The 23,868-nt window shown below is 42.9% G+C and carries 21 protein-coding genes and 1 riboswitch; of the genes, 10 read left to right on the forward strand and 11 right to left on the reverse strand.

The features are described from left to right. The first annotated feature begins 103 nt into the window (after window positions 1-103). Window positions 104-2,329, forward strand: a complete 2,226-nt coding sequence (locus R7R78_RS13505; protein WP_225473787.1) for an NADP-dependent isocitrate dehydrogenase — start codon at window positions 104-106, stop codon at window positions 2,327-2,329. Window positions 2,330-2,514: 185 nt separating this feature from the next. Here the strand turns inward: R7R78_RS13505 and cspD are convergent, their stop codons facing one another. Beyond that, the gene (gene cspD / locus R7R78_RS13510; protein WP_005378407.1) at window positions 2,515-2,733 is read right to left on the reverse strand and encodes a cold shock domain-containing protein CspD; all 219 of its coding nucleotides are present in this window, start codon (window positions 2,731-2,733) and stop codon (window positions 2,515-2,517) included. Window positions 2,734-3,437: 704 nt separating this feature from the next. On the opposite strand from cspD, the gene clpS reads away from it, so the two are divergent. Beyond that, on the forward strand, window positions 3,438-3,758 hold the full coding sequence (gene clpS, locus R7R78_RS13515; RefSeq protein ID WP_005378419.1) for an ATP-dependent Clp protease adapter ClpS: 321 nt from the start codon (window positions 3,438-3,440) through the stop codon (window positions 3,756-3,758). A gap of 50 nt (window positions 3,759-3,808) precedes the next feature. After that, the gene (clpA, locus tag R7R78_RS13520) at window positions 3,809-6,076 is read left to right on the forward strand and encodes an ATP-dependent Clp protease ATP-binding subunit ClpA (RefSeq protein ID WP_005387879.1); all 2,268 of its coding nucleotides are present in this window, start codon (window positions 3,809-3,811) and stop codon (window positions 6,074-6,076) included. Between the two features lie 132 nt (window positions 6,077-6,208). Here the strand turns inward: clpA and infA are convergent, their stop codons facing one another. The 3 genes from infA to aat form a co-directional block, all read right to left on the reverse strand. After that, window positions 6,209-6,427, reverse strand: coding sequence for a translation initiation factor IF-1 (gene infA, locus R7R78_RS13525; RefSeq protein ID WP_001040192.1), 219 nt, complete (start codon window positions 6,425-6,427; stop codon window positions 6,209-6,211). An 81-nt stretch (window positions 6,428-6,508) separates the two neighbouring features. Next, complete coding sequence (locus R7R78_RS13530; RefSeq protein ID WP_225473788.1) at window positions 6,509-7,210, reverse strand: arginyltransferase; 702 nt, start codon at window positions 7,208-7,210, stop codon at window positions 6,509-6,511. Continuing rightward, on the reverse strand, window positions 7,207-7,914 hold the full coding sequence (gene aat, locus R7R78_RS13535) for a leucyl/phenylalanyl-tRNA--protein transferase (protein ID WP_005387881.1): 708 nt from the start codon (window positions 7,912-7,914) through the stop codon (window positions 7,207-7,209). Before aat ends, R7R78_RS13530 begins: the two co-directional genes overlap by 4 nt. Window positions 7,915-7,953: 39 nt before the next feature. Here aat and R7R78_RS13540 point away from each other — a divergent pair, with 39 nt between their 5' ends. Further along, window positions 7,954-8,430 carry a glycine zipper 2TM domain-containing protein gene (locus tag R7R78_RS13540; protein ID WP_005378348.1) on the forward strand — a complete coding sequence of 159 codons (477 nt, stop codon included), beginning with the start codon at window positions 7,954-7,956 and terminating at the stop codon, window positions 8,428-8,430. A 290-nt stretch (window positions 8,431-8,720) separates the two neighbouring features. Then, the gene (gene aroA, locus R7R78_RS13545; protein ID WP_005387883.1) at window positions 8,721-10,001 is read left to right on the forward strand and encodes a 3-phosphoshikimate 1-carboxyvinyltransferase; all 1,281 of its coding nucleotides are present in this window, start codon (window positions 8,721-8,723) and stop codon (window positions 9,999-10,001) included. Window positions 10,002-10,064: 63 nt separating this feature from the next. Here aroA and R7R78_RS13550 read toward each other — a convergent pair whose 3' ends face one another. Then, a complete protein-coding gene (locus R7R78_RS13550) occupies window positions 10,065-10,313 on the reverse strand; it encodes a YciN family protein (RefSeq protein ID WP_005387884.1) in 249 nt (82 codons plus the stop codon). Between the two features lie 434 nt (window positions 10,314-10,747). Here R7R78_RS13550 and topA point away from each other — a divergent pair, with 434 nt between their 5' ends. The 4 genes from topA to R7R78_RS13570 all read left to right on the forward strand — a co-directional run bounded on the left by topA (window position 10,748) and on the right by R7R78_RS13570 (window position 17,564). Further along, window positions 10,748-13,378: a type I DNA topoisomerase gene (gene topA, locus R7R78_RS13555; protein WP_225473790.1), complete on the forward strand. Its 2,631-nt coding sequence runs from the start codon at window positions 10,748-10,750 to the stop codon at window positions 13,376-13,378. A 608-nt stretch (window positions 13,379-13,986) separates the two neighbouring features. Then, on the forward strand, window positions 13,987-15,204 hold the full coding sequence (glgC, locus tag R7R78_RS13560; protein WP_017634726.1) for a glucose-1-phosphate adenylyltransferase: 1,218 nt from the start codon (window positions 13,987-13,989) through the stop codon (window positions 15,202-15,204). Then, complete coding sequence (gene glgA, locus R7R78_RS13565; RefSeq protein ID WP_225473792.1) at window positions 15,194-16,651, forward strand: glycogen synthase GlgA; 1,458 nt, start codon at window positions 15,194-15,196, stop codon at window positions 16,649-16,651. The genes glgC and glgA overlap by 11 nt, the downstream gene beginning before the upstream one ends. 109 nt (window positions 16,652-16,760) lie before the next feature. Next, window positions 16,761-17,564 (forward strand): alpha/beta fold hydrolase, encoded by an 804-nt coding sequence (locus tag R7R78_RS13570; RefSeq protein ID WP_005387891.1) that lies wholly within the window; start codon window positions 16,761-16,763, stop codon window positions 17,562-17,564. A 31-nt stretch (window positions 17,565-17,595) separates the two neighbouring features. On the opposite strand, the gene R7R78_RS13575 is transcribed toward R7R78_RS13570, so the two are convergent. From R7R78_RS13575 to torD, 5 genes are all read right to left on the reverse strand, one after another. After that, on the reverse strand, window positions 17,596-17,916 hold the full coding sequence (locus R7R78_RS13575; RefSeq protein ID WP_017820033.1) for a DUF2007 domain-containing protein: 321 nt from the start codon (window positions 17,914-17,916) through the stop codon (window positions 17,596-17,598). Window positions 17,917-17,936: 20 nt separating this feature from the next. After that, entirely contained in the window at window positions 17,937-18,623 is a 687-nt protein-coding gene (locus R7R78_RS13580) for a TVP38/TMEM64 family protein (protein WP_225473793.1), read from the reverse strand. Window positions 18,624-18,737: 114 nt separating this feature from the next. Further along, entirely contained in the window at window positions 18,738-19,328 is a 591-nt protein-coding gene (locus tag R7R78_RS13585) for a TfoX/Sxy family DNA transformation protein (protein WP_005378367.1), read from the reverse strand. 116 nt (window positions 19,329-19,444) lie between these two features. Continuing rightward, a riboswitch (cyclic di-GMP riboswitch) is annotated at window positions 19,445-19,534 on the reverse strand. Window positions 19,535-19,821: 287 nt separating this feature from the next. Beyond that, window positions 19,822-20,826, reverse strand: coding sequence for an HTH-type transcriptional repressor PurR (gene purR, locus R7R78_RS13590; protein ID WP_005378368.1), 1,005 nt, complete (start codon window positions 20,824-20,826; stop codon window positions 19,822-19,824). 467 nt (window positions 20,827-21,293) lie between these two features. Continuing rightward, window positions 21,294-21,941: a molecular chaperone TorD gene (gene torD, locus R7R78_RS13595; RefSeq protein WP_017820035.1), complete on the reverse strand. Its 648-nt coding sequence runs from the start codon at window positions 21,939-21,941 to the stop codon at window positions 21,294-21,296. Window positions 21,942-22,207: 266 nt separating this feature from the next. Between torD and torR the strand changes: the two genes are divergently transcribed. Further along, on the forward strand, window positions 22,208-22,918 hold the full coding sequence (torR, locus tag R7R78_RS13600) for a two-component system response regulator TorR (RefSeq protein ID WP_005378370.1): 711 nt from the start codon (window positions 22,208-22,210) through the stop codon (window positions 22,916-22,918). Between the two features lie 72 nt (window positions 22,919-22,990). On the opposite strand, the gene elyC is transcribed toward torR, so the two are convergent. Continuing rightward, window positions 22,991-23,776, reverse strand: coding sequence for an envelope biogenesis factor ElyC (gene elyC, locus R7R78_RS13605; protein ID WP_005387893.1), 786 nt, complete (start codon window positions 23,774-23,776; stop codon window positions 22,991-22,993). Window positions 23,777-23,868: the final 92 nt, after the last annotated feature.

Below are 23,868 nucleotides of genomic sequence, written 5' to 3' on the forward strand. Positions count from 1 at the left end.
AGTGAGGAGACATGTACTGCTAACGTGCAGCAATGCGTCAATTAAACCAACTCAGACGCTGAGTTGATCAGCCAACAAGTTGATTAAAAAATAGGGAAATTTCATGCCTACAGAAAAACCTACAATTATCTACACCATCACTGATGAAGCGCCGGCGCTAGCAACTTATTCATTACTACCAATCATTCAATCATTCACAGCATCGTCTGGCATCAATGTAGATACTCGTGATATTTCACTAGCAGGTCGAATTATCGCTAACTTCCCAGAGCATCTAAAAGAAGAACAGCGCATTGGCGATGCGTTGACTGAGCTTGGTGAACTAGCTCAAACTCCAGAAGCAAATATCATCAAGCTACCTAACATTTCAGCTTCAGTTCCTCAGCTTAAAGCGGCGATTAAAGAGCTTCAGGCGAAAGGTTACGATTTACCAAACTACCCAGAAGAGCCGAGCACGTACGAAGAGAAAGCGATTAAAGCGGCTTACGACAAAATCAAAGGTAGTGCGGTTAACCCAGTACTTCGTGAAGGTAACTCAGACCGTCGTGCTCCGACTTCGGTTAAGAACTACGCGAAGAAAAACCCACACTCAATGGGTGCATGGTCAGCAGAATCTAAGTCTCATGTTGCGAGCATGTCAGACAATGACTTCTTTGGTAGCGAAAAGTCTACAACTATCTCTGGTGCAACAGAGGTCAAAATCGAGTTTGTCGGTAATGATGGTACAGTTAAAGAGCTTAAGTCTGCGTTCCCATTACTAGATAAAGAAGTCATTGATACTTCAGTAATGAAGAAGAAGGCGTTGGTTGAATTTTTCGAGAAAGAGATTGCTGAAGCGAAAGCGCAAGACGTGCTGCTGTCTCTTCATATGAAAGCGACGATGATGAAAGTTTCTGACCCTGTCATTTTCGGCCATGCCGTAAAAGTTTACTACAAAGACGTTTTCGATAAGTACGGTAAGCTGTTTGAAGAGCTAGGCGTTGATGTAAACAATGGCATCGGTGATGTTTACTCAAAAATTGAGTCTCTACCTGAAGCGCAAAAAGCAGAAATTGAAGCGGCCATTCAAGCGGTTTACCAAACTCAACCAGAACTTGCGATGGTTGACTCTGATCGTGGTATCACAAACTTACATGTACCAAGTGACATTATTGTAGATGCTTCTATGCCAGCAATGCTTCGCTCTTCGGGTCAAATGTGGGGACCAGATGGTAAACAAAAAGACACCAAAGCGATGATTCCAGATCGTAGCTACGCAGGTATTTACCAAGCGGTTATTGATTTCTGTAAAGAGCACGGCGCATTTGATCCAACCACTATGGGTAGCGTACCTAACGTTGGTCTAATGGCTCAGAAAGCTGAAGAGTATGGTTCTCACGACAAGACATTCATTCTAGACGCTGCGGGTACTGTTCGCGTTGTTGATGCTTCAGGTAACGTACTGTTAGAGCAAGCGGTTGAAGAAGGTGATATCTTCCGTATGTGTCAGGTTAAAGACGCACCAATCCAAGATTGGGTTAAACTAGCAGTGACTCGCGCACGTGCAACAGGTGTTCCAGCTGTATTCTGGCTAGATGAAAACCGCGCGCACGATGCTGAGCTCATCAAGAAAGTAAACGCCTACCTACCAGATCACGATACTGACGGTCTAGAGATTAAGATCCTATCTCCTGTTGAAGCTTGTAAGTACTCACTAGAGCGTATGAAAGCGGGCCTAGATACTATCTCTGTTACAGGTAATGTTCTTCGTGACTACCTAACAGACTTGTTCCCAATTCTAGAGTTAGGTACGTCTGCTAAGATGCTATCTATTGTTCCATTGATGAATGGTGGTGGTCTATTTGAAACAGGCGCTGGTGGTTCTGCTCCTAAGCACGTTCAACAAGTAGAAAAAGAGAATCACCTTCGTTGGGATTCTTTGGGCGAGTTCCTAGCGCTTGCAGCTTCGTTAGAGCATTTAAGTGTAGTGACAAACAATCCTAAGGCTCAGGTTCTCGCAGATACACTAGATAAAGCGACCGGTGAGTTTTTAGACACCAACAAATCTCCGTCACGCAAAGTGGGTGAGCTAGATAACCGTGGAAGCCACTTCTATCTTGCACTTTACTGGGCGAAAGCGCTTTCAGAGCAAACGGATGATGCGGATCTTGCTGCTGAATTTGCACCAATTGCAAAAGCGCTGTCAGAGCAGGAAGAAACGATCGTTGCTGAGCTAAATAATGCGCAAGGCGTGAAAGGTGAGCTAGGAGGTTACTACTTACTAGACGATGCATTGGTTTCTAAATTGATGCGTCCAAGCGAAACCTTTAACGCAATCATTAACAAGTAAGTTAGTGTTAAAAAACACGTCGTTTTCGGCGTGTTTCCTATCCTGTAAGTGCGTTGTAAGTGTTCCTTTTGTAACACGTGCTCTAAATAGTAAGAAACCCGCTATCTTGGCGGGTTTATTTTTCTCTTCAAAACATCAACTTGACGTTTCGAGAGCAATATTTTTATATTTCGACAGCGCTCTAATTATTTGGCTTGGCCTTCAAGAGGCACGACGCTACTCGCGTGACAGCCTTTGGGACCTTTTTCAATCTCGTAAGAGACTTGTTGGCCTGCTTTCAGTGTACGATAACCGTCCATCTGGATAGTTGAGTAGTGGGCAAAGATATCTCCCTCTTCTTCATCTGAACAAATAAACCCAAATCCTTTGGCATTGTTAAACCACTTTACTGTACCTGTAGCCATGCTTTACATCCCTCATGCATTTTTTACTGATGTTGTTACTGCAACCAAGTTATACCTTTAACTTGGTACTACCATTGTCAGCGAATGCCAACAAACGTCAAATCAATGATAAGTCACATTCATCAAACCACTTAAAGAAGAGAGGTTTCAAAATGATGATTTATGCATCGACACTTTCCACTGTAGTCAATGAATTTCGACAGTCAATAGCAGTGAGCAACAAACAGAAACATAATTGAAAACAAATCACTTTTGAGATTAACAAATTTGCAAACAGTTTTTCGTATATACGCAGAAGTTTAGTCAATTTGCCTATGAAGTGGTTCATACTGAAAAAGCCATACTGTCCGTGTTGCTTATGGTAGAAGAATCCTCTGACTGAATAAAAAATGAAGTTTTCGTGATAATTACCGTATTCTCAATGAGGAAGTGTGATCCAGGTAGAAGATGATGGGGCGGTTTGCAATAGTCCGAAAGCAATAAATAGAAAGTTCTTTTATAAGAAAAAATGTGTAACTTATCGACAAGCATCTTTTATTTGCGCCGTATCAAGACGTGCATTAGTCTCTATATTAGGTAGCAACTTTTATCGATCAAAGATCGAATTCGGTGCCATAACTCACTACACCGCGCTGCATGCTTGTGGTAGATTGTTTTTATAGGTCGAAAACATCAACCCTTTGATACGATATCTTTAGATTGCCATGAGTAAAAATTTTGAATGGGTCACTCCGGACTCTGATCTTCTGGAGCGAGAAAGTACGAAAGTCCAGCCACCTAAGCTGTACAATGTCGTACTCAATAATGATGACTATACACCTATGGATTTCGTCATAGAGGTGCTTGAGCGATTTTTCTCACATGATATTGATAAAGCAACTCAAATCATGCTTCAGGTCCACTATGAAGGAAAGGCAATCTGCGGCACATACAGCGCAGAAATTGCCGAGACAAAAGTAGCGCAAGTTACGATGTACGCAAGGGAAAATGAACATCCGCTACTTTGCACTATGGAGCAAGCGTAAACAAAGAAGACTTGCTCGAACAACCCCAGTTGTTTTTTCGGGAGGTACTTATGCTAAATAAAGAACTAGAGTCAAGCCTTAACGGTGCATTTGCTCGGGCGCGAGATAAACGCCACGAGTTTATGACTGTCGAACACCTCCTACTTGCATTGTTGGAAAATGATGCAGCTAAGGAAGCCCTTCTAGCTTGTAAGGCGGATCTTGACGCTTTACGCAACGAACTCGATATTTTCATCGATCAAACTACGCCTCTTATCCCAGATAGTGATGAGACGCGTGAAACGCAGCCGACTTTGAGTTTTCAACGTGTACTACAACGCGCCGTCTTTCATGTACAGTCGTCTGGTCGTAATGAAGTAACAGGCGCCAACGTGCTTGTTGCTATCTTCAGTGAGCAAGAGTCGCATGCCGCTTACCTTCTGAAGAAAAATGACATCTCCCGATTAGATATTGTTAACTTCATCTCCCACGGTATTACTAAAGCATCAGGTGCAGGTGAGGATTCATCATCAGACTCGTTTAGCTCAGAAAGTGTTGAAGAGCCTAATTCTGAAGAACGCTTAGAAAGCTTTGCGACGAATCTTAATCAAGTCGCTAAAGATGGAAACATCGACCCACTCATTGGACGTGATAAAGAGTTAGAGCGCACTATTCAGGTACTTTGTCGACGCCGCAAGAATAATCCACTACTAGTGGGTGAGGCAGGGGTTGGTAAAACAGCCATAGCGGAAGGTCTTGCATGGAGAATTGTCGAAGGGCAGGTCCCTGAGGTTATTCAAAACAGCGTGATTTATTCACTAGATATTGGCTCTTTGCTCGCTGGTACCAAATACCGCGGTGATTTTGAAAAACGCTTCAAGGCGATTTTGAAACAACTTGAAAAAGAAGAAGATGCCATTTTGTTCATCGATGAAATACATACCATCATCGGTGCAGGCGCGGCATCTGGTGGTCAAGTCGATGCAGCAAATCTTATTAAGCCTCTTTTAAGTAGCGGTAAGTTGCGTTGTATTGGTTCGACGACATACCAAGAATACAGCAACATTTTCGAGAAAGAGCGTGCGTTGTCTCGCCGTTTCCAAAAGATAGACGTTGTAGAGCCTTCATTGGATGATACAACTAAAATCTTGATGGGCTTGAAGCCGAAGTACGAAGCTCACCATGAAGTACGTTATACCAATAAAGCACTGCGTGCCGCGGTAGAACTGTCGGCTAAATACATTAATGAACGCCATCTACCAGATAAGGCCATTGATGTCATTGATGAAGCTGGTGCTCGTAGTCGTCTTGCTCCTGCAAGCCGTCGTAAAAAAACGGTCGGAGTGGCTGATATCGAATCAATGGTTGCCAAAATGGCGCGAATTCCAGAGAAGTCGGTTTCTTCTTCAGATAAAGACATTTTGAAAAACTTAGATAGCAAAATGAAGATGTTGGTATTCGGTCAAGATAATGCGATTGATGCATTATCCGAGGCGATCAAGCTGACACGTGCAGGTTTAGGTGTAGACAACAAACCTGTTGGTTCATTCTTGTTTGCAGGCCCAACAGGGGTTGGTAAAACAGAGGTGACGGTGCAGTTATCTAAGCTTCTAGGTATCGAGCTACTTCGTTTTGATATGTCTGAGTATGGTGAGCGTCACTCCGTAAGTCGCTTAATTGGTGCGCCTCCTGGTTATGTCGGTTATGACCAAGGTGGTTTGCTAACTGATGCTGTTATTAAGCACCCACATTCAGTCGTATTACTTGATGAGATTGAAAAAGCGCACCCTGATATCTTTAACCTGCTGTTGCAAGTCATGGATAACGGTACGCTAACGGACAACAATGGTCGCAAAGCAGACTTCCGTAATGTCATTCTTGTTATGACAACTAACGCAGGAGTGGCGGAAACCGAGAAGAAATCAATTGGTTTGATTCAACAAGACAACAGTCATGATGCAATGGCGGAAATTAAGAAGGTGTTTACTCCTGAGTTCCGTAACCGTCTTGATAACATCATCTGGTTTAACAGCCTTGATGAAAGCGTTATCCATCAAGTGGTTGATAAGTTCATTGTCGAACTGCAAGTGCAACTTGATGCGAGAGGCGTTTCAATGGAAGTATCGCAAGACGCTCGCCATTGGTTAGCACATAAAGGTTATGACAAAGCTATGGGGGCTCGCCCAATGGGGCGTGTTATCCAAGAACAGCTTAAGAAGCCTTTGGCTAACGAACTGTTGTTTGGATCTTTAGTTGACGGCGGTACAGTGAAAGTAACGCTGGTCAACGATACGCTTGAGTTTGAATACTTAAGTGAGAAAGAGACAGCGATGCATTAATCGTTAGTCGGTAACAAACGCAAAAGCGCACGAGAAGATCGTGCGCTTTTTTATCTGAACTAAATCGGAAAAATTATGCAATAAAAAACGGAGCAGCTTGCTCCGTTTTTTATTGCATCCGAAAATCAGAGATTAACGAGCGCGGAAGACGATGCGGCCTTTTGACAGGTCGTATGGAGTCATCTCTACAGTTACTTTGTCACCCGTTAGGATACGGATGTAGTTCTTACGCATCTTGCCAGAGATGTGAGCAGTCACAACGTGACCGTTTTCAAGTTCAACACGGAACATAGTGTTTGGTAGAGTGTCAAGGACTGTGCCTTGCATCTCGATTACGTCTTCTTTAGCCATTTAATCCTCTTTAGAAATTAGGCAATATTAGCGGGCTATATTCTGCCGCTAAATAGTAATTATGTAAAGTTGAGGCGTATTCTACCCTCGCCAACGCTGATTTACTAGCCTTTGGTGGCGTTGAAAGCGTGTTTTGTAGCTCATTGCTGGGCACTCATCAATCTGATATCCCAAATATAGCCACTGTTGTTTGTTTTCTTGGCAGTATTTAATTTGATAAAGCACTGCTAACGTGCCAAGAGATAACTCGTAGTCAGGGTCAAAAAAAGTATAAAAAGCACTCGAGCATTGTGGCATCAAATCTGTCACTGCAATGGCGAGCAATTGATCTGATTCATCGTAAATGTGTAAAAACGACGTTGTCAGCCAGCTCGTTTGAGCAAATCGAGCAAACTCATCACGCTTTGGTGGGTACATAGTGCCGTTTTTATGCCGTTTGCAGATGTACCGACTGTAAAGCTCAAACCATTCCTCATCCATTTCAGGGTTCATTTCCCAGCGTAAAGACTGTGCTTTATTAAGCAGCCTCTTCTGACTTTTTGATAATCTAACGTCTGGAATCGATACTCGAATTGGCTGGCAAGCGGTGCAATGCTCGCAATGCGGTTTATATATGGTATCTCCGCTACGACGAAAACCGTTAGCCATGAGCAACTGGTAATTTTCTTCAGTATGCAGCCTTTCATCAAGTGCCACCGCAACCCGCTCTTGCCGTTCAGGCAAATAACTACAAGGGTGATTATTCGTCAACCCTATTCGAATATGTTGTATATCCGTACTCATACTGAATCCTGCAAAACTTGGGGCTGATAGGCATCAAATAGTGTTTGCTTTTCTCTTAAAGATAGTAGTTTTTGCATAAATTCGTCACGCTCAAGTTCAAATGCGCCAAGTGATGCCAAGTGAGAATTCATAACTTGGCAATCGATTAATTGACCTTGCTTTGACGCCAAATGGTTGCATAAGTACCACAATGCAATTTTGGATGCGTTATCTTTTAGACTAAACATCGACTCTCCGCAAAAAAGTTGGCCCACGCAAATGCCATATAGTCCGCCAATCAGGTTGTTGTCATGCCATACTTCTACAGAGTGACAGTGACCAAGTTTGGCTAACTCAATGTAGGAAGCTTGCATTTCCTCGTTGAGCCATGTTTCCTCTGCAGGGCGTGTTGAAGAACATAGTCTAATCACTTCTTCTGTCGCGAAATTGAGTGTTACTTTATAGTTATGTTTACGCTGAAATTTTTTGAGACTTTTAGATGGCTTAAACTGCAATGGGTCAAACACAGCGCGCGGAGAAGGGCTCCACCATAAAATAGGTTCACCAGGACCATACCAAGGGAAAATGCCTTGATAGTAACCATTGAGGATTCTCATGGGGTTTAAGTCACCACCAAAAGCCAGCAAACCATTGGGGTCGCTGAGTGCTTTATAGGGTGAGGGAAAGTTGAACGTTTCATCGAGTTCAGTTAAATAAATAGCCATAAGAAGTCGTTACCAACATTGGAGTCAGAGGAGTTTATGATGACCTGGTTAAGAAATATCGTAAAAGTATGGCTTGGGATCATACTGTTTTTACCACTTGTCGCCAACGCAGCCTATGAAAGAAATGTTGCCAAGCCAGTTAATGAAGTAGTTTACGGGAAGATTGACTCTGTCCGTTATATTACTCAACAAGAGGTTGTTCAATCGAAAAGTAACGGTTGGAAGACACTACTTGGTGCCACTATCGGTGGTTTAGTCGGTAATCAATTTGGTGGCGGTACGGGAAGAGAAGTCGCGACGGCAGTGGGTGCGCTTGCAGGTGCCGCAGTTGCTCAAAACCAAAGTAATTACCAATACACGGTTGAATATAAGTTAGTTGAGCTACTCATCAAAGTGAAGGGTGATAAGCTAATTAATGTCATCCAAGATGTTGATAAAAATATGTTATTTAGTCGAGGGGATGAAGTTCGTATTTTATATTTTGATGATGGAGTCAGGGTTGATATCACTTATTAACCCTAGGTTGTTTTAGCCTAACGAAGCTTAATCAGGCATGTACAGTCGGGCTGGCTTATTGTCAAATCAAGTCGAAATAGTTTGCTGTTTCGCCGTGCTTCTTTCGCTCTTATTTACATCGCTGGCAATGCCTTTAATTCTGTATCTTTAGGCTGCTTGAGGATATTCATAAATTAGCGCCGATTTACTCTGGTTTTGTCGTGTTTTTTTGGGTAGTCTGAATTCACGAAGAATTGTTTAGCCCTCATAAAAAATCGTATGTTGAGGGCACAAAGGATTATCAACTTTTAATGGAAAGCCTAACGTTACAACCTATCAATAAAATTCAAGGGGAAGTGAACCTTCCTGGCTCTAAAAGCGTTTCTAATCGAGCTCTTTTACTTGCTGCTCTTGCTAAAGGCAGAACTCGCCTTACTAATCTCCTCGACAGTGATGATATTCGTCATATGCTGAATGCGCTGACTAAACTAGGCGTTCAATACCAACTTTCCGAAGATAAAACAGAATGTCTCGTTGAAGGCCTTGGGCGTCCGTTTTCTGTCTCAGAACCAGTAGAATTATTTCTCGGCAATGCTGGCACTGCGATGCGACCATTAGCTGCGGCTCTTTGTCTTGGAGAAGGGGAGTATGTACTGACGGGCGAACCTCGTATGAAAGAGCGTCCAATTGGTCACCTTGTCACGGCACTGAAAGATGCTGGTGCGAACGTTGAGTACATGGAAAACGAGAACTTTCCGCCTCTCAAAATAATTGGTACTGGCCTAAAAGCAGGTACAGTTTCTATCGATGGGTCCATTTCAAGTCAGTTCTTGACCGCTTTCTTAATGTCTGCGCCATTGGCTGAAGGTGAAATTCGCATCAACATCGAAGGCGATTTGGTTTCTAAGCCTTATATCGATATCACCCTGCATATCATGAAGCAGTTTGGAGTCGATGTGATCAACAACGACTATCAAGAGTTTGTGATCCCAGCCGGTCAGCAATACATCGCTCCAGGTGATTTCTTGGTTGAAGGTGACGCGTCTTCTGCTTCTTACTTCTTGGCGGCGGCAGCCATCAAAGGCGGAGAAGTTAAAGTCACGGGTATCGGTAAAAACAGCATTCAAGGTGATATTCAATTTGCTGATGCGCTTGAAAAAATGGGTGCAGAAATTGAATGGGGTGATGACTACGTAATTTCACGTGTTGGTCAATTAAAAGGCATTGATATGGATTACAACCATATCCCTGATGCTGCAATGACCATCGCGACAACAGCGTTATTTGCCGAAGGCACTACCGCTATTCGTAACGTTTATAACTGGCGTGTAAAAGAAACAGACCGTTTGTCAGCTATGGCGACTGAGTTACGTAAAGTTGGTGCGGAAGTGGAAGAAGGGGAAGACTACATCATCGTCAAACCTGTCTCTCAGTTAAAGCATGCTGCGATTGATACTTACGATGATCATCGAATGGCGATGTGTTTTTCGCTGGTGGCACTTAGTGATACGCCTGTGACGATTAACGATCCAAAGTGTACGTCGAAAACGTTCCCTGACTACTTCGACAAACTTAAGGCTTTAAGCTGCTAAATATTCTGACCTGAAACAGGAAAGCCAGAGTGAATAACACTCTGGCTTTTTTGTTTCCCAATACTATTTAACCAGCGTAAATTCCTTAGAAAGGTGATGCGCTAAGTATTTGAACATATTGAATACTGCAGTCGTATTTGAAGTTGGTAAACCTTTGTCATCAAGGAAGTATTCACCTTTAAAAACTAAAACACCTTCTTTTTCTTCTACACTTGTTGCTCGCATTCCCTCGATGTAATCATCGTGCTCTTGGATGATTTGGTTAGCGATCAAAAGAAGGTCGAACTCTTCGATAAACGTTCTATCAGACATATTCTTTCTACCATCCTATTCAGTTAAGAACGCTGAGTATACCTACAACTAAAATGGGTTTGCATGATTAATTCAGTCAATCGTTCAGTAAGACTAAACAGATCAATTTTTAGAGTATAAGCATGATGCGGAGGAAGATGGCAGAGCATTGAACCAAACTATTTTGTGATGGGTAACAAAATTTATTGCATTGGATTAGCGGATGCTAAGTTTGCCTGTTTAGATATGCCGCTCAATACCTTTCAGAACCCTGTCTCTTTGAAGTATAAAGACGATGAATTGTCAACCAATCGGATCTGAATTTCAAAAAAGCAGTTGATCTTCTTTTCATCTCGCACAATAGTAAAAAAAGAAGCAATGAAATAGAACATTATGCGGGTGGCCTTTAAACAAGGTTTCTACCCGCATTATTATGAAGGACGTTAGAGTCAGTTATGGGTAAATCACTCGTTATAGTAGAGTCACCAGCCAAGGCAAAGACGATAAATAAGTACCTTGGTAAAGACTTTATTGTTAAGTCTAGTGTTGGTCATGTGCGTGATCTGCCTACGGCCGGTCAAAGCACTGGTGAGAAAAAAGCCGCAGCCATCTCAACTAAAGGGATGAGTCCGGAAGAGAAAGCGCGCGTTAAAAAAGAGAAAGACCGTAAAGCGTTGATCAAAAAGATGGGGATTAACCCATATCATGACTGGGAAGCGAATTACCAAATCCTTCCAGGCAAAGAAAAAGTTGTCAACGAACTACAAAAACTCGCCAAAGACGCAGATTGCGTTTATCTCGCAACCGATTTGGACCGCGAAGGGGAAGCAATCGCATGGCACCTTCGTGAGATCATCGGTGGCGATGAAGAGCGATACAAACGTGTAGTTTTTAACGAAATTACGAAAAACGCGATCCAACAAGCTTTCCAGACACCTGGCGAGCTGAACATGGATGGTGTAAATGCCCAACAAGCACGTCGCTTCATGGACCGTGTCGTTGGTTTTATGGTTTCACCTCTACTTTGGAAAAAAGTGGCTCGTGGCTTATCTGCTGGTCGAGTGCAGTCTGTTGCGGTGAAATTGTTAGTTGAGCGTGAGCGTGAGATTAACGCGTTTGTACCAGAAGAATTCTGGGACATTCATGCGAATACGAAAACGAAAGACAAAGTGGACTTTAAACTGCTTGTTGCTCAGAAAGACGGTTCTGCGTTTAAGCCAGTTAATGAGGCAGAAACCAAAGCAGCGATGTCTGTACTTGAGAATGCAAGTTACGAAGTATGTAAGCGTGAAGACCGCCCTACAAAGAGCAAGCCTTCAGCACCTTACATCACCTCTACGCTTCAACAGGCAGCAAGTACACGTCTGGGCTACGGCGTGAAAAAGACCATGATGCTAGCTCAGCGCCTCTATGAGGCCGGTTACATCACTTATATGCGTACGGACTCGACTAACCTAAGTGCCGAGGCTGTGGACGCTGTACGTGACTTTATTGGTTCTGAGTTTGGTGATAAGTACCTGCCAGCGAAACCATTGACGTACGGTAGCAAAGAAGGGGCACAGGAAGCGCACGAAGCGATCCGCCCTTCAAATGTGGGTGTTAAGGCGGAAGACCTGCAAGGTGTCGATGCTGATGCGCACAAACTTTATGCTTTGATTTGGAATCAGTTTGTAGCGTGTCAAATGACGCCAGCAGAATACGATTCAACAACCATCAGTGTAAAAGCGGCAGAATACACGCTTAAAGCGAAAGGCCGTATCCTTAAATTTGACGGCTGGACTCGTGTACAGCGTCCAATGGGCAAAAACGAGGATACAATCCTTCCTGCGGTACAACTTGGCGATAAGCTAAGCTTAGAGTCACTTGACCCTAAACAGCACTTTACAAAGCCACCTGCGCGCTACACTGAAGCAGCACTGGTTAAAGAGCTGGAGAAACGAGGTATTGGTCGTCCGTCGACTTACGCATCGATCATTTCTACGATTCAAGATCGTGGCTACGTGAAAGTTGATCAGCGCCGTTTCTACGCTGAAAAAATGGGTGAAATTGTTACTGACCGCCTTGATGACAGCTTTAACGATTTGATGAACTACGACTTTACTGCGCGTATGGAACAGAAATTGGACCAAATCGCTGAAGGTGAAGTGAACTGGAAAGCTGTGTTAGACAACTTCTTTGCTGATTTTACTGGCGATCTTGAAAAAGCGGAGCTGGATGAGTCAGAAGGCGGTATGAAGTTAAACCACATCGTCATGACGGATATCGAGTGTCCGACGTGTAGCCGTCCAATGGGCATCCGTACTGCTTCGACAGGTGTGTTCTTAGGCTGTTCAGGTTACGCGTTACCACCAAAAGAGCGTTGTAAGACAACCATCAACTTGGGTGACGAAGAAGGTATTATTAACGTTCTAGAAGAAGACGTTGAAACCGCAGCTCTGCGCGCTAAAAAGCGTTGTCCGATCTGTGAAACAGCGATGGACGCATACCTGATTGATGACAAGCGTAAGATGCATGTTTGTGGTAATAACCCGAATTGTGAAGGCTACCTTGTTGAATACGGCGAGTTCAAAGTAAAAGGCTACGATGGTCCAGTTGTTGAATGTGACAAATGTGGCTCTGATATGGTGCTTAAGAACGGTCGCTTTGGTAAATACATGGATTGTACGAGCGAAACGTGTAAGAACACTCGTAAGATCTTGAAGAATGGCGAAGTCGCGCCCCCGAAAGAAGATCCTGTTCATTTCCCCGAGTTGCCATGTGAAAACTCAGATGCGTATTTCGTACTTCGTGATGGTGCTTCAGGTCTATTTATGGCGGCAAGCAACTTCCCGAAATCGCGCGAGACACGTGCTCCTTTGGTTGCTGAACTGGCACGTTTTGAAGAGCGTTTACCTGAGAAGTTCAAATACCTAGCGACCGCACCGCAAGAAGATCCTGATGGTCGTCCTGCAGTCGTACGCTTTAGTCGCAAAACAAAAGAGAACTACGTTCGTTCGGAAGAGAATGGCAAACCATCTGGTTGGACAGCGCTCTTTGTTGACGGTAAGTGGGAAGTCACTGATAAGCGTAAAAAAGCGAAAGCATAAAAACGTACGATCTAAGTAATGTAAAAAGGCAGCGATATCGCTGCCTTTTTTGCGTTTTGTTTTTGCGTAAAGGCCACTGTGTTGTTCGTATAGATCTTTGCTGCTTTGACTGAGTTTTGCTGACGCAAGAAGATCCCAGCATCAATATTTCGTAGTCGCTGATGTATTTTTTATGTAAAAAATATTCGTTGTAACTTTCATTTTGCATTCACATATTTGTTATACATTAGGCTAAAAAATCGGCGGTGTAGTGAATCCGTTCGTAAATTGTTTTCACAATGTAATCGTTTGCTTTTCCATGTGTGATCTAGATATCGTCTTGAGTACGCAAGAGCTGTATGGTACACAGAATGGCGTATTAAAAATTGTAATTTAGAACCCGCTTAGATAATTTATTACAAAAATTAGTGCAACTGTGTGCATTGTTTGCGTCAAAAAATAAGGAAAGAGTGGACGTTGCATACTGGAAGTGCCGTAGCTTTTTTATCCGTGTTGTAAGAGTTCACAGAAACTCAGAGACGGTTGCTAAATGTATTCGCTTGACTCCCCGAGTATGACTCATTCAAGCGAGTACCAAATCCAAGCTATAACGATATGGAGAACAACAAATGGCTGGTGTTTTGGGAATGATTCTTGCTGGCGGTGAAGGCTCTCGTTTGAGACCTTTAACGGAATCTCGCAGTAAACCTTCGGTACCGTTTGGTGGTAGTTATCGATTGATCGATTTTGCTCTAAACAATTTTGTTAATGCGGATTTGATGCGCATTTACGTCCTAACCCAATTTAAATCTCAATCTTTATTCCATCACTTAAAAAAGGGGTGGAACATCAACGGCATTACAGACCGCTTTATCGATCCTATTCCCGCTCAAATGCGTACTGGTAAACGTTGGTACGAAGGGACGGCGGACGCGATCTATCAAAACCTGCGTTTTATGGAATTAGAAGAACCAGAGCAAGTTTGTATTTTTGGCTCTGACCATATCTATAAGATGGATATCAAACAAATGCTGAACTTCCACTCAGAAAAGCAGGCTTCTTTGACGGTATCTGCATTGCGCATGCCACTAAAAGAGGCGTCGCAATTTGGGGTTATCGAAGTGGATAGTGAAGGTCGTATGATTGGCTTTGAAGAAAAACCAGCAAATCCGAAGTCGATTCCTGGTGACCCTGATTACGCTTTAGTTTCAATGGGTAACTATGTTTTTGAAGCTCAGGTACTGTTCTCAGAGTTGGTCGAAGATGCGGATAATGAAGCTTCATCACATGATTTTGGAAAGGACATCATTCCAAAGATGTTCCCTAGAGGTGATGTGTTCGTGTATGACTTCAGTACCAACAAAATCAGTGGCGAAAAAGAAGAGGTGTACTGGCGTGATGTCGGAACTATTGATGCGTACTGGCAAGCGCATATGGATCTGCTAGAAAAAGATGCACCATTTTCGCTGTACAACCGTAAATGGCCATTGCACACCTACTACCCACCATTGCCACCTGCGACATTTACCGACTCTGATAATGGTCGTGTGCAGATAATCGATAGTTTAGTGTGTAATGGCAGCTATGTTAGAGGCTCAAGAATCGAAAAGTCGGTGCTTGGTTTTCGCAGTAATATTGCTTCTGCTTGCGATATCAGCGAATGTATACTTCTTGGTGACGTAAAAATTGGCGAAGGCTGTGTTTTACGTCGTGTGATTGTCGACAAGGATGCCGATATTGCTCCTGGTACTCAGATTGGTGTGAATCTTCAAGAAGATAAAAAACACTTCCACGTGTCTGAGGAGGGCATTGTTGTTATTCCGAAAGGAGCTCGAGTTGGCTACTAACAACTTATCTATTCTGTTTGTAGCTTCTGAGGTTGAAGGCCTCATTAAAAGTGGTGGCTTGGCAGATGTTGCCAAGGCACTACCGGAAGCCCTTCAAAACCTACAGCAAGACGTAAGAATTACCATCCCTGCGTACAGTAGTATTGATAAACTCGCAGACGCAGAAGTTGTATTAGAAACAAAATTAACATCATGGCCGCATACGGAGTATCGAGTTTTGCGGCTCATGTTAGGTCAAAATCCTGTTTACCTGATTGATTGTCCGCCGTATTTCAATCGACCATCAATGTATGCGGAGAACAACCAAGCGTATACTGATAACGGCGAGCGCTTTGCGTTTTTTAGTGCAGCATGTCTCGACATGTTACCCAAGCTCGCCTTTCAACCTAATATCATACACGCGAACGATTGGCACACAGGTCTTGTTCCATTTTTGCTCAAGCACAGGTATGGCAATGATCCGTTCTTTGCTCATACTAAAAGCGTCATTTCAATTCACAATGCGGTCTTTAAAGGCGTATTTAGTTATGAAGACGTGCAGTGTTTGCCAGAGTTTCATTGTAGAAACGTTCCCGATGCTGCGGTGAGTGCAACGCATATTACGATGCTTAAAGCTGGCGTAATGAATGCAGATAAGATAAACGCGGTTAGCCCTACGTACGCAGAGGAACTAAAAACAGAGCTTGGCAGTCACGGCATGGCTTGGGAGTTTCAGCAACGTGCACAGGACTTAGTCGGCATCTTGAATGGTTGTGATTACAGCGCTTGGAATCCGGAAACGGATACCTACTTGCCGGTTAATTACTGCGCCGACCAGCAAAGTATGTCGCAAGGGAAGAAAGCTTGTAAAAAAGCATTACAACAACGACTAAATTTGCCCGAAAAAAATGTAGCTATGTTCGGTATGGTTTGTCGATTGACCCAGCAGAAAGGCGTTCATTACTTGTTGCCTGCTTTGGCCGATTTTTTGAAGCACGATGTTCAGCTAGTTGTCGTTGGGACCGGAGACCCTGTTCTTGCCGCTCAGCTACGAGAGGTTACCGCGCAGTTTTCTAGCAAATTTGCCTTTGTAGAAGCGTATGACAATGAACTTGCGCATATCGTTGAAGCTGGTTCTGATTTCTTCTTGATGCCTTCTGAGTTTGAACCATGTGGTTTGAATCAAATCTATAGTATGGCTTACGGTACATTGCCGATAGTACGCGGTGTTGGTGGCTTAAAGGACAGCGTTAGCGATTATGATGTAAACCCATCTGAAGCAACGGGGTTTGTTTTTTTCGAACCGACACCGCAGGCATTGTTGTTAACGATGCTAAGGGCACTGTTGCTCTACGCTCAAAACGAGCCTGAAGTGAATAAAGTACAGTTGCATGCGATGCAACAAGACTTTTGTTGGCAAAAGGCCGCAGAATCTTATTTGCAGCTTTACCACTCAGCGTTAGTTTGACTTAAAATTGTAACGAAAGGCGCCGAATGAGGTGCCTTTATTATCTTGAGTAAGGGGAGTGTGGTAGGATGGCTTTTTACTCAATAGCACGATCTTTTTGATACTGAATATGACCCAGCCGCTACTTTTTCATAAAACCTATTTGCACCCTACTAGTCATGAGTGGGTTGTATTTGTGCACGGTGCTGGTGGTAGCTCTTCTATCTGGTTCAAGCAAATTAAAGCTTACAAGCAACACTTTAACTTATTGTTGATCGATTTAAGAGGGCATGGAAAGTCAAATCAGTTACTTAAAGAGCTCATTGCTAGCCGTTATACCTTTACGGAAGTTACTCAAGATATTTTGAAAGTATTGGACCATTTAAAGATCCAATCCGCTCATTTTGTCGGTATGTCGCTTGGTACCATTATTGTTCGAAACCTTGCTGAATTGTCATCAGAGCGCGTACGTTCGATGGTGCTCGGCGGTGCTGTCACAAGGCTTAACACTCGTTCTCAGATATTGGTGAAATTAGGTAATTTTTGTAAGCATATCCTACCGTACATGTGGCTCTACAAACTGTTCGCTTATATTGTTATGCCTCAAAGAAGCCAACGAGAATCTCGCCACCTTTTTATTCGCGAAGCCAAGAAGCTTTGCCAAAAAGAATTTAAACGTTGGTTTATTCTTGCTGCTGATGTAAATCCGTTAATGAAATATTTTAAAGATCGAGAGTTACCCATTCCGACTCTCTACTTAATGGGCGACAGGGATTACATGTTTATTAAACCTGTCAAAGAAATGGTTGCAGCACATAAGCTCAGCATTCTACGAGAAATCCCGAATTGTGGTCATGTATGCAATGTAGAGCGTCCAGAAGACTTCAATCAACACTCCATCGAGTTTATTAAACAGCAAGCTGTATGTGCTTAAAACTGAGTGTATCCACTGAATAGGAGAGCCGCTATAGCTCTCCTAGTTGATATCCACATTGCCAACATGCACCAAATTGCCCTTCGTTTATTTCATGACATTTTGGGCATTGCCAATCTTGATACTCATGCCTATCGGATTGTTTTCGATATGCTTTTACTATTTCTTCAGCTTTCATCTTTTGTGCAGTGTCAAAAAGCCACACATAAGGATCGGTATCATCACCAAACGGCAGTTCTCCTTTTAAGCCGAAAATACCTTCTCCACGAACTTCACAGTAAATTTGTTCCACTTTAAGCAGCTCACATACAATGTGTGCTTCTGCTGGGTTTTTAGCGATAAATATTTTCATCAAAATACCCACTTCACCAATTACGAGTTTTGCTGACTTGGTGTCGGCCTTACTTTATCCATAACCCATTTAGTGATGATTGGAAATAGTCCCAATAGCGCAAAAGACGCTAATACTGCGGGTGAAACAATGCCCGATAGGCTTTCAATTGTTGCTAATTGAGTACCTGCATTCAGATATACGGCTGTGCCTGGCAGCATACCTATTTGGCTAGTGAGATAAAATCTACCTACAGACATCGGCGTTAAGCCCATCAGTAAGTTGATTAGAAAGAAAGGGAATACAGGGATTAGACGCAAGGAAAATAGATAAAAAGCTCCGTCTTTTTCGACACCTTGATTAATTGCGTTGAGTTTATTTCCGAATTTGTTTTGTACCCAGTCACGCAATAAGTATCGGCTGCTCAAGAAGGCCAGTGTTGCCCCCATAGTGCTAGCGAAAGAAACCAGTAGCAAGCTTGTCCAAAAACCAAATAAGGCTGCACCAAGTAAGGTGACTACTGCCGCTCCTGGGATAGAAAAAGCGGTAATTGCAATGTAGGTAAAAAAGTAAATCGCAGCCGAGAATACAAAATTCTGATCGATGTATGTAGTTAGTGCTTCTTGTTGGGCTTTTGCATTCTCTAAGGTTAAATACTGGCCAAAGTTAATACCTAAAAAGACGATAGCCGCTAGTAGGATGAGACCTAATATCAGTTTCTTATTCATAATTTTGATTCCAATTTGGGATATATGTAATAAGACAGTAGGAAAACCGAAAAAATTTCACAAAAAAACCGCAGATTAGACTGCGGTTTTACAAGATAGTTTTTAGGCCGACTTTTATTGGAGGCCGTTCATCAACTCATCTCGGCGAGCTTGAGGTACCACACTCCAATGAGTGCCGTTGATAGCACCTTCTAGTGCCCATAGCAACTCAATGTTGACGGTTGCAGAGTGCGTATCTCTTATCGCTTTATAGGCGTTAAGCGCACCTTCCTCTTCAAGCTTCTCTACGGATTCGATGCCGGCTTTTTTTAGCATGCGCTCGGTAGCCAGTCGTAAGTTAGGCAAATCTTTCAAACGGTTAGGCTTTGTACTTGCTTGCTGTTCTTTCTCAAGCTTTGCCTTTTTCAATGATTGATTCGCTACTTCGATTAAGCGTTCGCTTGATTCCCATAAATCGCTGGAAATAGCGTAGTACTTTGTAACGACTGGAAAGCCACGTTTTTTATAAACGTAAGGCTTTAGCCCTTGTTTCTCGAAGTCAGATGAAGTTTTTTGGTCTGCTCTGATATGAAGCTGATTGTTTACCACTAGTGCAAACATTGTTTCATCAGCGAATAGTCCGAAGCCACCAAACATTGAGCGCGACTTGATATTACCAAGTGCCTCAAATAGCTTCATAGAGTCTTTGAGTATCGGTTTATCCATGTTTTGTTATCTCGGTGTAATTAATATTACGCCACCAAAAGTCAGGTCCGAGAGAGTAGCAAACATGCGTAAAAACAATGTCATTACAGAGTAAAGTCATTGCTTACACACTTGCCATCGGTAACCCCGCTACCTTCCATATCGTAATATGGTTCAGGCCGGAGGCTTTGCGTCCCACTCTTTCGAATGGTTTGCCCTGTGCGTGACACAATGAGCATACTTCTTATATTGAATTAACATCACGGTTTAGCGTTAAAAGTGTGATTTCGGTTCAATAAAAATGATAGATTGAATGCTCTATTTTGCATATGGAAAGGTGCAAATTGGCCTTTGAAAAGGAGTTCTTAATATATATTACATTTATATAAAACAGGGAGTTAACGTTAGTCAATTGTTATTAGAGTGGTGTGAAGTATTAGAGAATGCTTAATTTTTCCAAAAAAATAAGCGCCCCTGTAGAGCGCTTATTTAACCGTGTTAAATACAGTGAAATTTAGTTCATTTTTTTCACAGTATTTCGAATTACAAGCTCAGGTTGCATTTCGAAAATTCGTTTTTCGTGTTCTTTATCTTTGATACGCTCAAGTAGAATTTCGAATGCATTTTTACCAACACGACGTTTAGGTTGGTGGATAGTCGTTAGCGGTGGAGAGAAGTATTCTGCAAGCTCGATGTTGTCGTAGCCGATCACTGAAATATCTTCAGGAATTTTGATCCCGTTTTGTTGCAAGCGGCTCATTAGGCCGAGAGCCATTGTGTCGTTAAAACAGAATACCGCCGTCGGGCGCTTGTCCATTGCGGTAATTTTATCTGCAACTAATACGGCCGTATCACATTCAAAGTTACCTTCAAGGATCCAGTCTTCATTTACAGCTAGGTTCGCTTCGCTCATTGCGCGACGGAAACCTGCAATGCGCTCTTGGCAAGCAAGCTTTTCAAAATGACCGCTTAGACAAGCGATATCCGTATGACCATTGTCAATCAGATGTTTGGTCGCAATGTAGCCACCTTCTTCTGAGTTATCCATGATTTTGTCTGCTTGCGAGCTCTCTGGGCCCCAATCCATGACCACTTTAGGAATGTCCGCATGACGGTCAAGCATCTCTTTTAGTTCTTCGGTTAAGTCAGAACACATCACTAGGATGCCATCAACGCGCTTTTCAGCCAGCATACGAATGTAATCGCGTTGTTTTTCGTAAATCCCGCCTGTGTTACATAAAATCAGAGTATAGCCTTGGCGGTAACAGTAGCTCTCAACGCCATCAATCACTTCTGAGAAAAATAGGTTAGTTGATTGAGTTACTAACATGCCAATCGTACGAGTTGAGTTGCATTTTAGGCTGCGTGCAACGGCACTTGGCGCGTAATTCAGCTCGTCAACGGCTTTCATTACTTTTTCTTGCGTTGCTTCTGCAACGAAACGCGTTTTATTGATAACGTGCGAAACTGTCGTAGTGGAAACGCCGGCTAAGCGAGCAACGTCTTTTATCGTGGCCATAAATGGTGTCCTGTATCGAGCTACTGAAATATGTCGTATTGGATGTACCTGATGCTCTAATGGTTTCACACCTAGCAATATAAAATTGGCGCTAAGTGTCTCGGCAGCGGTTGATCCAAGTGCGACAAAAGGGTGCGTAGCAGCATCGGTCGATGAATTTTATCTTTTTTCTATCTGATGAGAAATTGCCATCAACCTGTTAAGAAAACACAAAAACCGCTATATTTCAGCGGTTTACATATAAATCATATTTAATCGTTTGCGCTCACATTTTAGCCCTATGTGGACTGACTAGCAATGTTTTCAGCACGAGATTTGTGTATTTGAAGTCACATTTTGACTGCTAAATAACCAAGCGTCTTTGCGCTAAGTTAAGGCAAACGAATATTATACCCAAGTTACTTACAATTGGTCACTTTCGGCATACAGGAAGCCCGATAGGCAGGCTCCCTAAAAATAGGCGGCAATTATTCACCAAGAAGGTAGGCGCTGTCTAGTTTACAAAATGCAACTAATAGTTTCGCGACACTCGAGTAAAATCCAAATTCGTCGAATTGTTTACATTTGTCTGAAAACTGAGGTAACCAAGACATCAATTGTTGCTGGATAAAGTCGTTTTGTTTAACGAAGGCTTCTTCCATGTGTTTTTCTTGTTCAAGCTCGTTTGAGCGGATAATCATGTTCCCGAGAAAGTCGAGCTCAACGGCTAAGTGATCCGCAGGTTCCTTTAGGTTTTCGTCTACTTGAACGCCAAATTCAGCCATCAACTTTTCCATTTCCTCAGCTGGCTTGTCATTCAGTAAACCTGATTCACCAATGTACATGGATGCGTAAGGAAGAGCGCCGTATTTTTCTGTCTTCAAAAACAGTTCACAAAAGTCAGCTGCAAGCTCTAGTTGTGCATCTTCACGATCTTGTAACCGATTCAGCGCATCAACTAGGCTATCAACGGCTGGTTTCAGCGACTCATTTTCACCTAAGCCTGCGAGAAAACTGCGAATTTCAACACTGTGATAGGCTTCCAATTCTTTCTCTGTTAGTTCTTTTGCGAACAAGCTCGAAAACCACCAGTAAATTTCAGCGCGTTTTTCATTAAAAGCTTTCACTTCTTGCATTTTGGGCTCCTGAATGATGCTTCAAGTCATGCATCACAAAGTCAATTAGGGATATCCCCTAAGTGTAATCAATTAAAATGAATAGCAGTAACTATAATTGTTATGTTTTATGGTCAAAAATGACCGTTTATTAATAGCAGTGGGTAAGCTTGTTTTGAATCAATAAAAACGCTAAATCTTGCGTTTTAATGTATCTATGACTAGAAATGTTACTAGTTATGAATAGAATACGTCTTGGATAATAAGAAGACAGAAAAGTGGTGTAAATGAGCTATCACGTATTAGTCGTAGAAGATGATGTTGTAACTCGTAGTAAGCTTGCGGGATATTTCCAAAATGAGGGCTACCAAGTCAGCGAAGCAGAGAGTGGCGCGGAAATGCGTGAAGTTTTGCAAGCGGGCGATGTAGACCTGATCATGCTGGATATTAACCTGCCTGGTGAAGACGGCCTGATGCTTACTCGTGAGTTACGTAGCCAATCGGATATTGGTATCATATTAGTAACAGGACGCACGGATAGCATTGATAAAATCGTAGGCCTAGAAATGGGTGCTGACGATTATGTGACAAAACCTTTTGAACTGAGAGAGCTGTTAGTTCGCGTTAAAAACTTGCTGTGGCGTATTTCAGCAGCGCGCAGTGGCAGCTCGAAAGCGAATGAAACCAGTGAAGAGCACATTGTGCGCTTTGGGGAGTGGACATTCGACATTCAACGTCGCGCACTTAGCCGCAACGGTGAGCCAGTAAAACTAACTAAAGCAGAGTATGAACTTTTGGTGGCATTATCGTCTTACCCTAACCAGGTGTTAAGTCGTGAGCGTATTTTGAACATGATCAGCCATCGAGTGGATGCGCCGAATGACCGCACCATTGATGTTCTTATTCGACGTATGCGCGCAAAAATGGAGTTCGATCCTAAGAACCCACAGATTTTTGTAACGGTACACGGCGAGGGCTATATGTTTGCTGGTGACTAGTTTGAACATAACTCAATCGTAAAAAGAAAAAGGAGAGCTTCGGCTCTCCTTTTTTGTGGCTTCAAGATAATACTAGTTTGCTTCAACCATTGGTGTTTGGCCGACAGTATCACGCAACCTTTGCCAAATACTGCCCAAGTACTCATGCCAATAAAGCTCTGTTTGTTCTAAGTAACGCGCTTTAGGTGAGTATTTATCCCAAGGTTGACTGATTTCGCTAATAGCTAAGAAGTTGGTCGGAGCTGGGATTGGTTTAATGCCTGCTGCGTTGAACTCATACAATGCACGGCTCATGTGGCTTGCAGAGGTGACTAACACAATCTCCTTTTGCTGAACGAATGCAGCCGCTTGACGTGCCTCTTCCCACGTATCCTTTGCATCCTCTAATAAAATGATATCGGATTTTGCTACACCTAAGGCTAGGGCAACGTTCGCCATCATTCTCGCGTGGCTAATTTCAGATCCGCCAGCATAGCCGGATAAGATTAATTTCGCGCCTGGATACATTCTTAAAATACGAATGCCCTCAGTTAAGCGCATTAATGCTGCACGGCTTAACTGCGAGGTGGGTGGAATTTCGTCATCGATAACATGACCATTCCCTAAAACCATCACGTAGTCGATGGTGCCAGAAACTGGCAAAAAGGCTTTATGCTCTCGCTCTAACGGCATAAGAAGCTTGGTTGAAACAGGTTGGAAGGCAACAAGAAAAATGCCAACAAAAGAGAATAGAACAACGAAGCAGCCAGTTTTACGTTTTGTAGTAAAACTAATGAGAGCAAGACCCAACAAGCCTATCAGCAGCAATGCCGGAAGGGGCATAAGCATGGCTGACACTACTTTTTTCAGCTCAAACATACATAAATAGTCCGAAAAAACATCAATTGATAATAAAAATGAGGGTATCCCTCTTTATTCCTGCTTTCCTTGTGCCAGAATAGCGGCACAAT

Source organism: Vibrio sp. 2134-1 (assembly GCF_033339495.1).

Bases quoted from the DNA above. Each gene is read 5' to 3' on its own strand.
- R7R78_RS13505 (WP_225473787.1), top strand. From the start codon at position 104: ATGCCTACAGAAAAACCTACAATTATCTACACCATCACTGATGAAGCG.
- cspD (WP_005378407.1), bottom strand. From the start codon at position 2,733: ATGGCTACAGGTACAGTAAAGTGGTTTAACAATGCCAAAGGATTTGGG.
- clpS (WP_005378419.1), top strand. From the start codon at position 3,438: ATGAGTAAAAATTTTGAATGGGTCACTCCGGACTCTGATCTTCTGGAG.
- clpA (WP_005387879.1), top strand. From the start codon at position 3,809: ATGCTAAATAAAGAACTAGAGTCAAGCCTTAACGGTGCATTTGCTCGG.
- infA (WP_001040192.1), bottom strand. From the start codon at position 6,427: ATGGCTAAAGAAGACGTAATCGAGATGCAAGGCACAGTCCTTGACACT.
- R7R78_RS13530 (WP_225473788.1), bottom strand. From the start codon at position 7,210: ATGAGTACGGATATACAACATATTCGAATAGGGTTGACGAATAATCAC.
- aat (WP_005387881.1), bottom strand. From the start codon at position 7,914: ATGGCTATTTATTTAACTGAACTCGATGAAACGTTCAACTTTCCCTCA.
- R7R78_RS13540 (WP_005378348.1), top strand. From the start codon at position 7,954: ATGACCTGGTTAAGAAATATCGTAAAAGTATGGCTTGGGATCATACTG.
- aroA (WP_005387883.1), top strand. From the start codon at position 8,721: ATGGAAAGCCTAACGTTACAACCTATCAATAAAATTCAAGGGGAAGTG.
- R7R78_RS13550 (WP_005387884.1), bottom strand. From the start codon at position 10,313: ATGTCTGATAGAACGTTTATCGAAGAGTTCGACCTTCTTTTGATCGCT.
- topA (WP_225473790.1), top strand. From the start codon at position 10,748: ATGGGTAAATCACTCGTTATAGTAGAGTCACCAGCCAAGGCAAAGACG.
- glgC (WP_017634726.1), top strand. From the start codon at position 13,987: ATGGCTGGTGTTTTGGGAATGATTCTTGCTGGCGGTGAAGGCTCTCGT.
- R7R78_RS13570 (WP_005387891.1), top strand. From the start codon at position 16,761: ATGACCCAGCCGCTACTTTTTCATAAAACCTATTTGCACCCTACTAGT.
- R7R78_RS13575 (WP_017820033.1), bottom strand. From the start codon at position 17,916: ATGAAAATATTTATCGCTAAAAACCCAGCAGAAGCACACATTGTATGT.
- R7R78_RS13580 (WP_225473793.1), bottom strand. From the start codon at position 18,623: ATGAATAAGAAACTGATATTAGGTCTCATCCTACTAGCGGCTATCGTC.
- R7R78_RS13585 (WP_005378367.1), bottom strand. From the start codon at position 19,328: ATGGATAAACCGATACTCAAAGACTCTATGAAGCTATTTGAGGCACTT.
- purR (WP_005378368.1), bottom strand. From the start codon at position 20,826: ATGGCCACGATAAAAGACGTTGCTCGCTTAGCCGGCGTTTCCACTACG.
- torD (WP_017820035.1), bottom strand. From the start codon at position 21,941: ATGCAAGAAGTGAAAGCTTTTAATGAAAAACGCGCTGAAATTTACTGG.
- torR (WP_005378370.1), top strand. From the start codon at position 22,208: ATGAGCTATCACGTATTAGTCGTAGAAGATGATGTTGTAACTCGTAGT.
- elyC (WP_005387893.1), bottom strand. From the start codon at position 23,776: ATGTTTGAGCTGAAAAAAGTAGTGTCAGCCATGCTTATGCCCCTTCCG.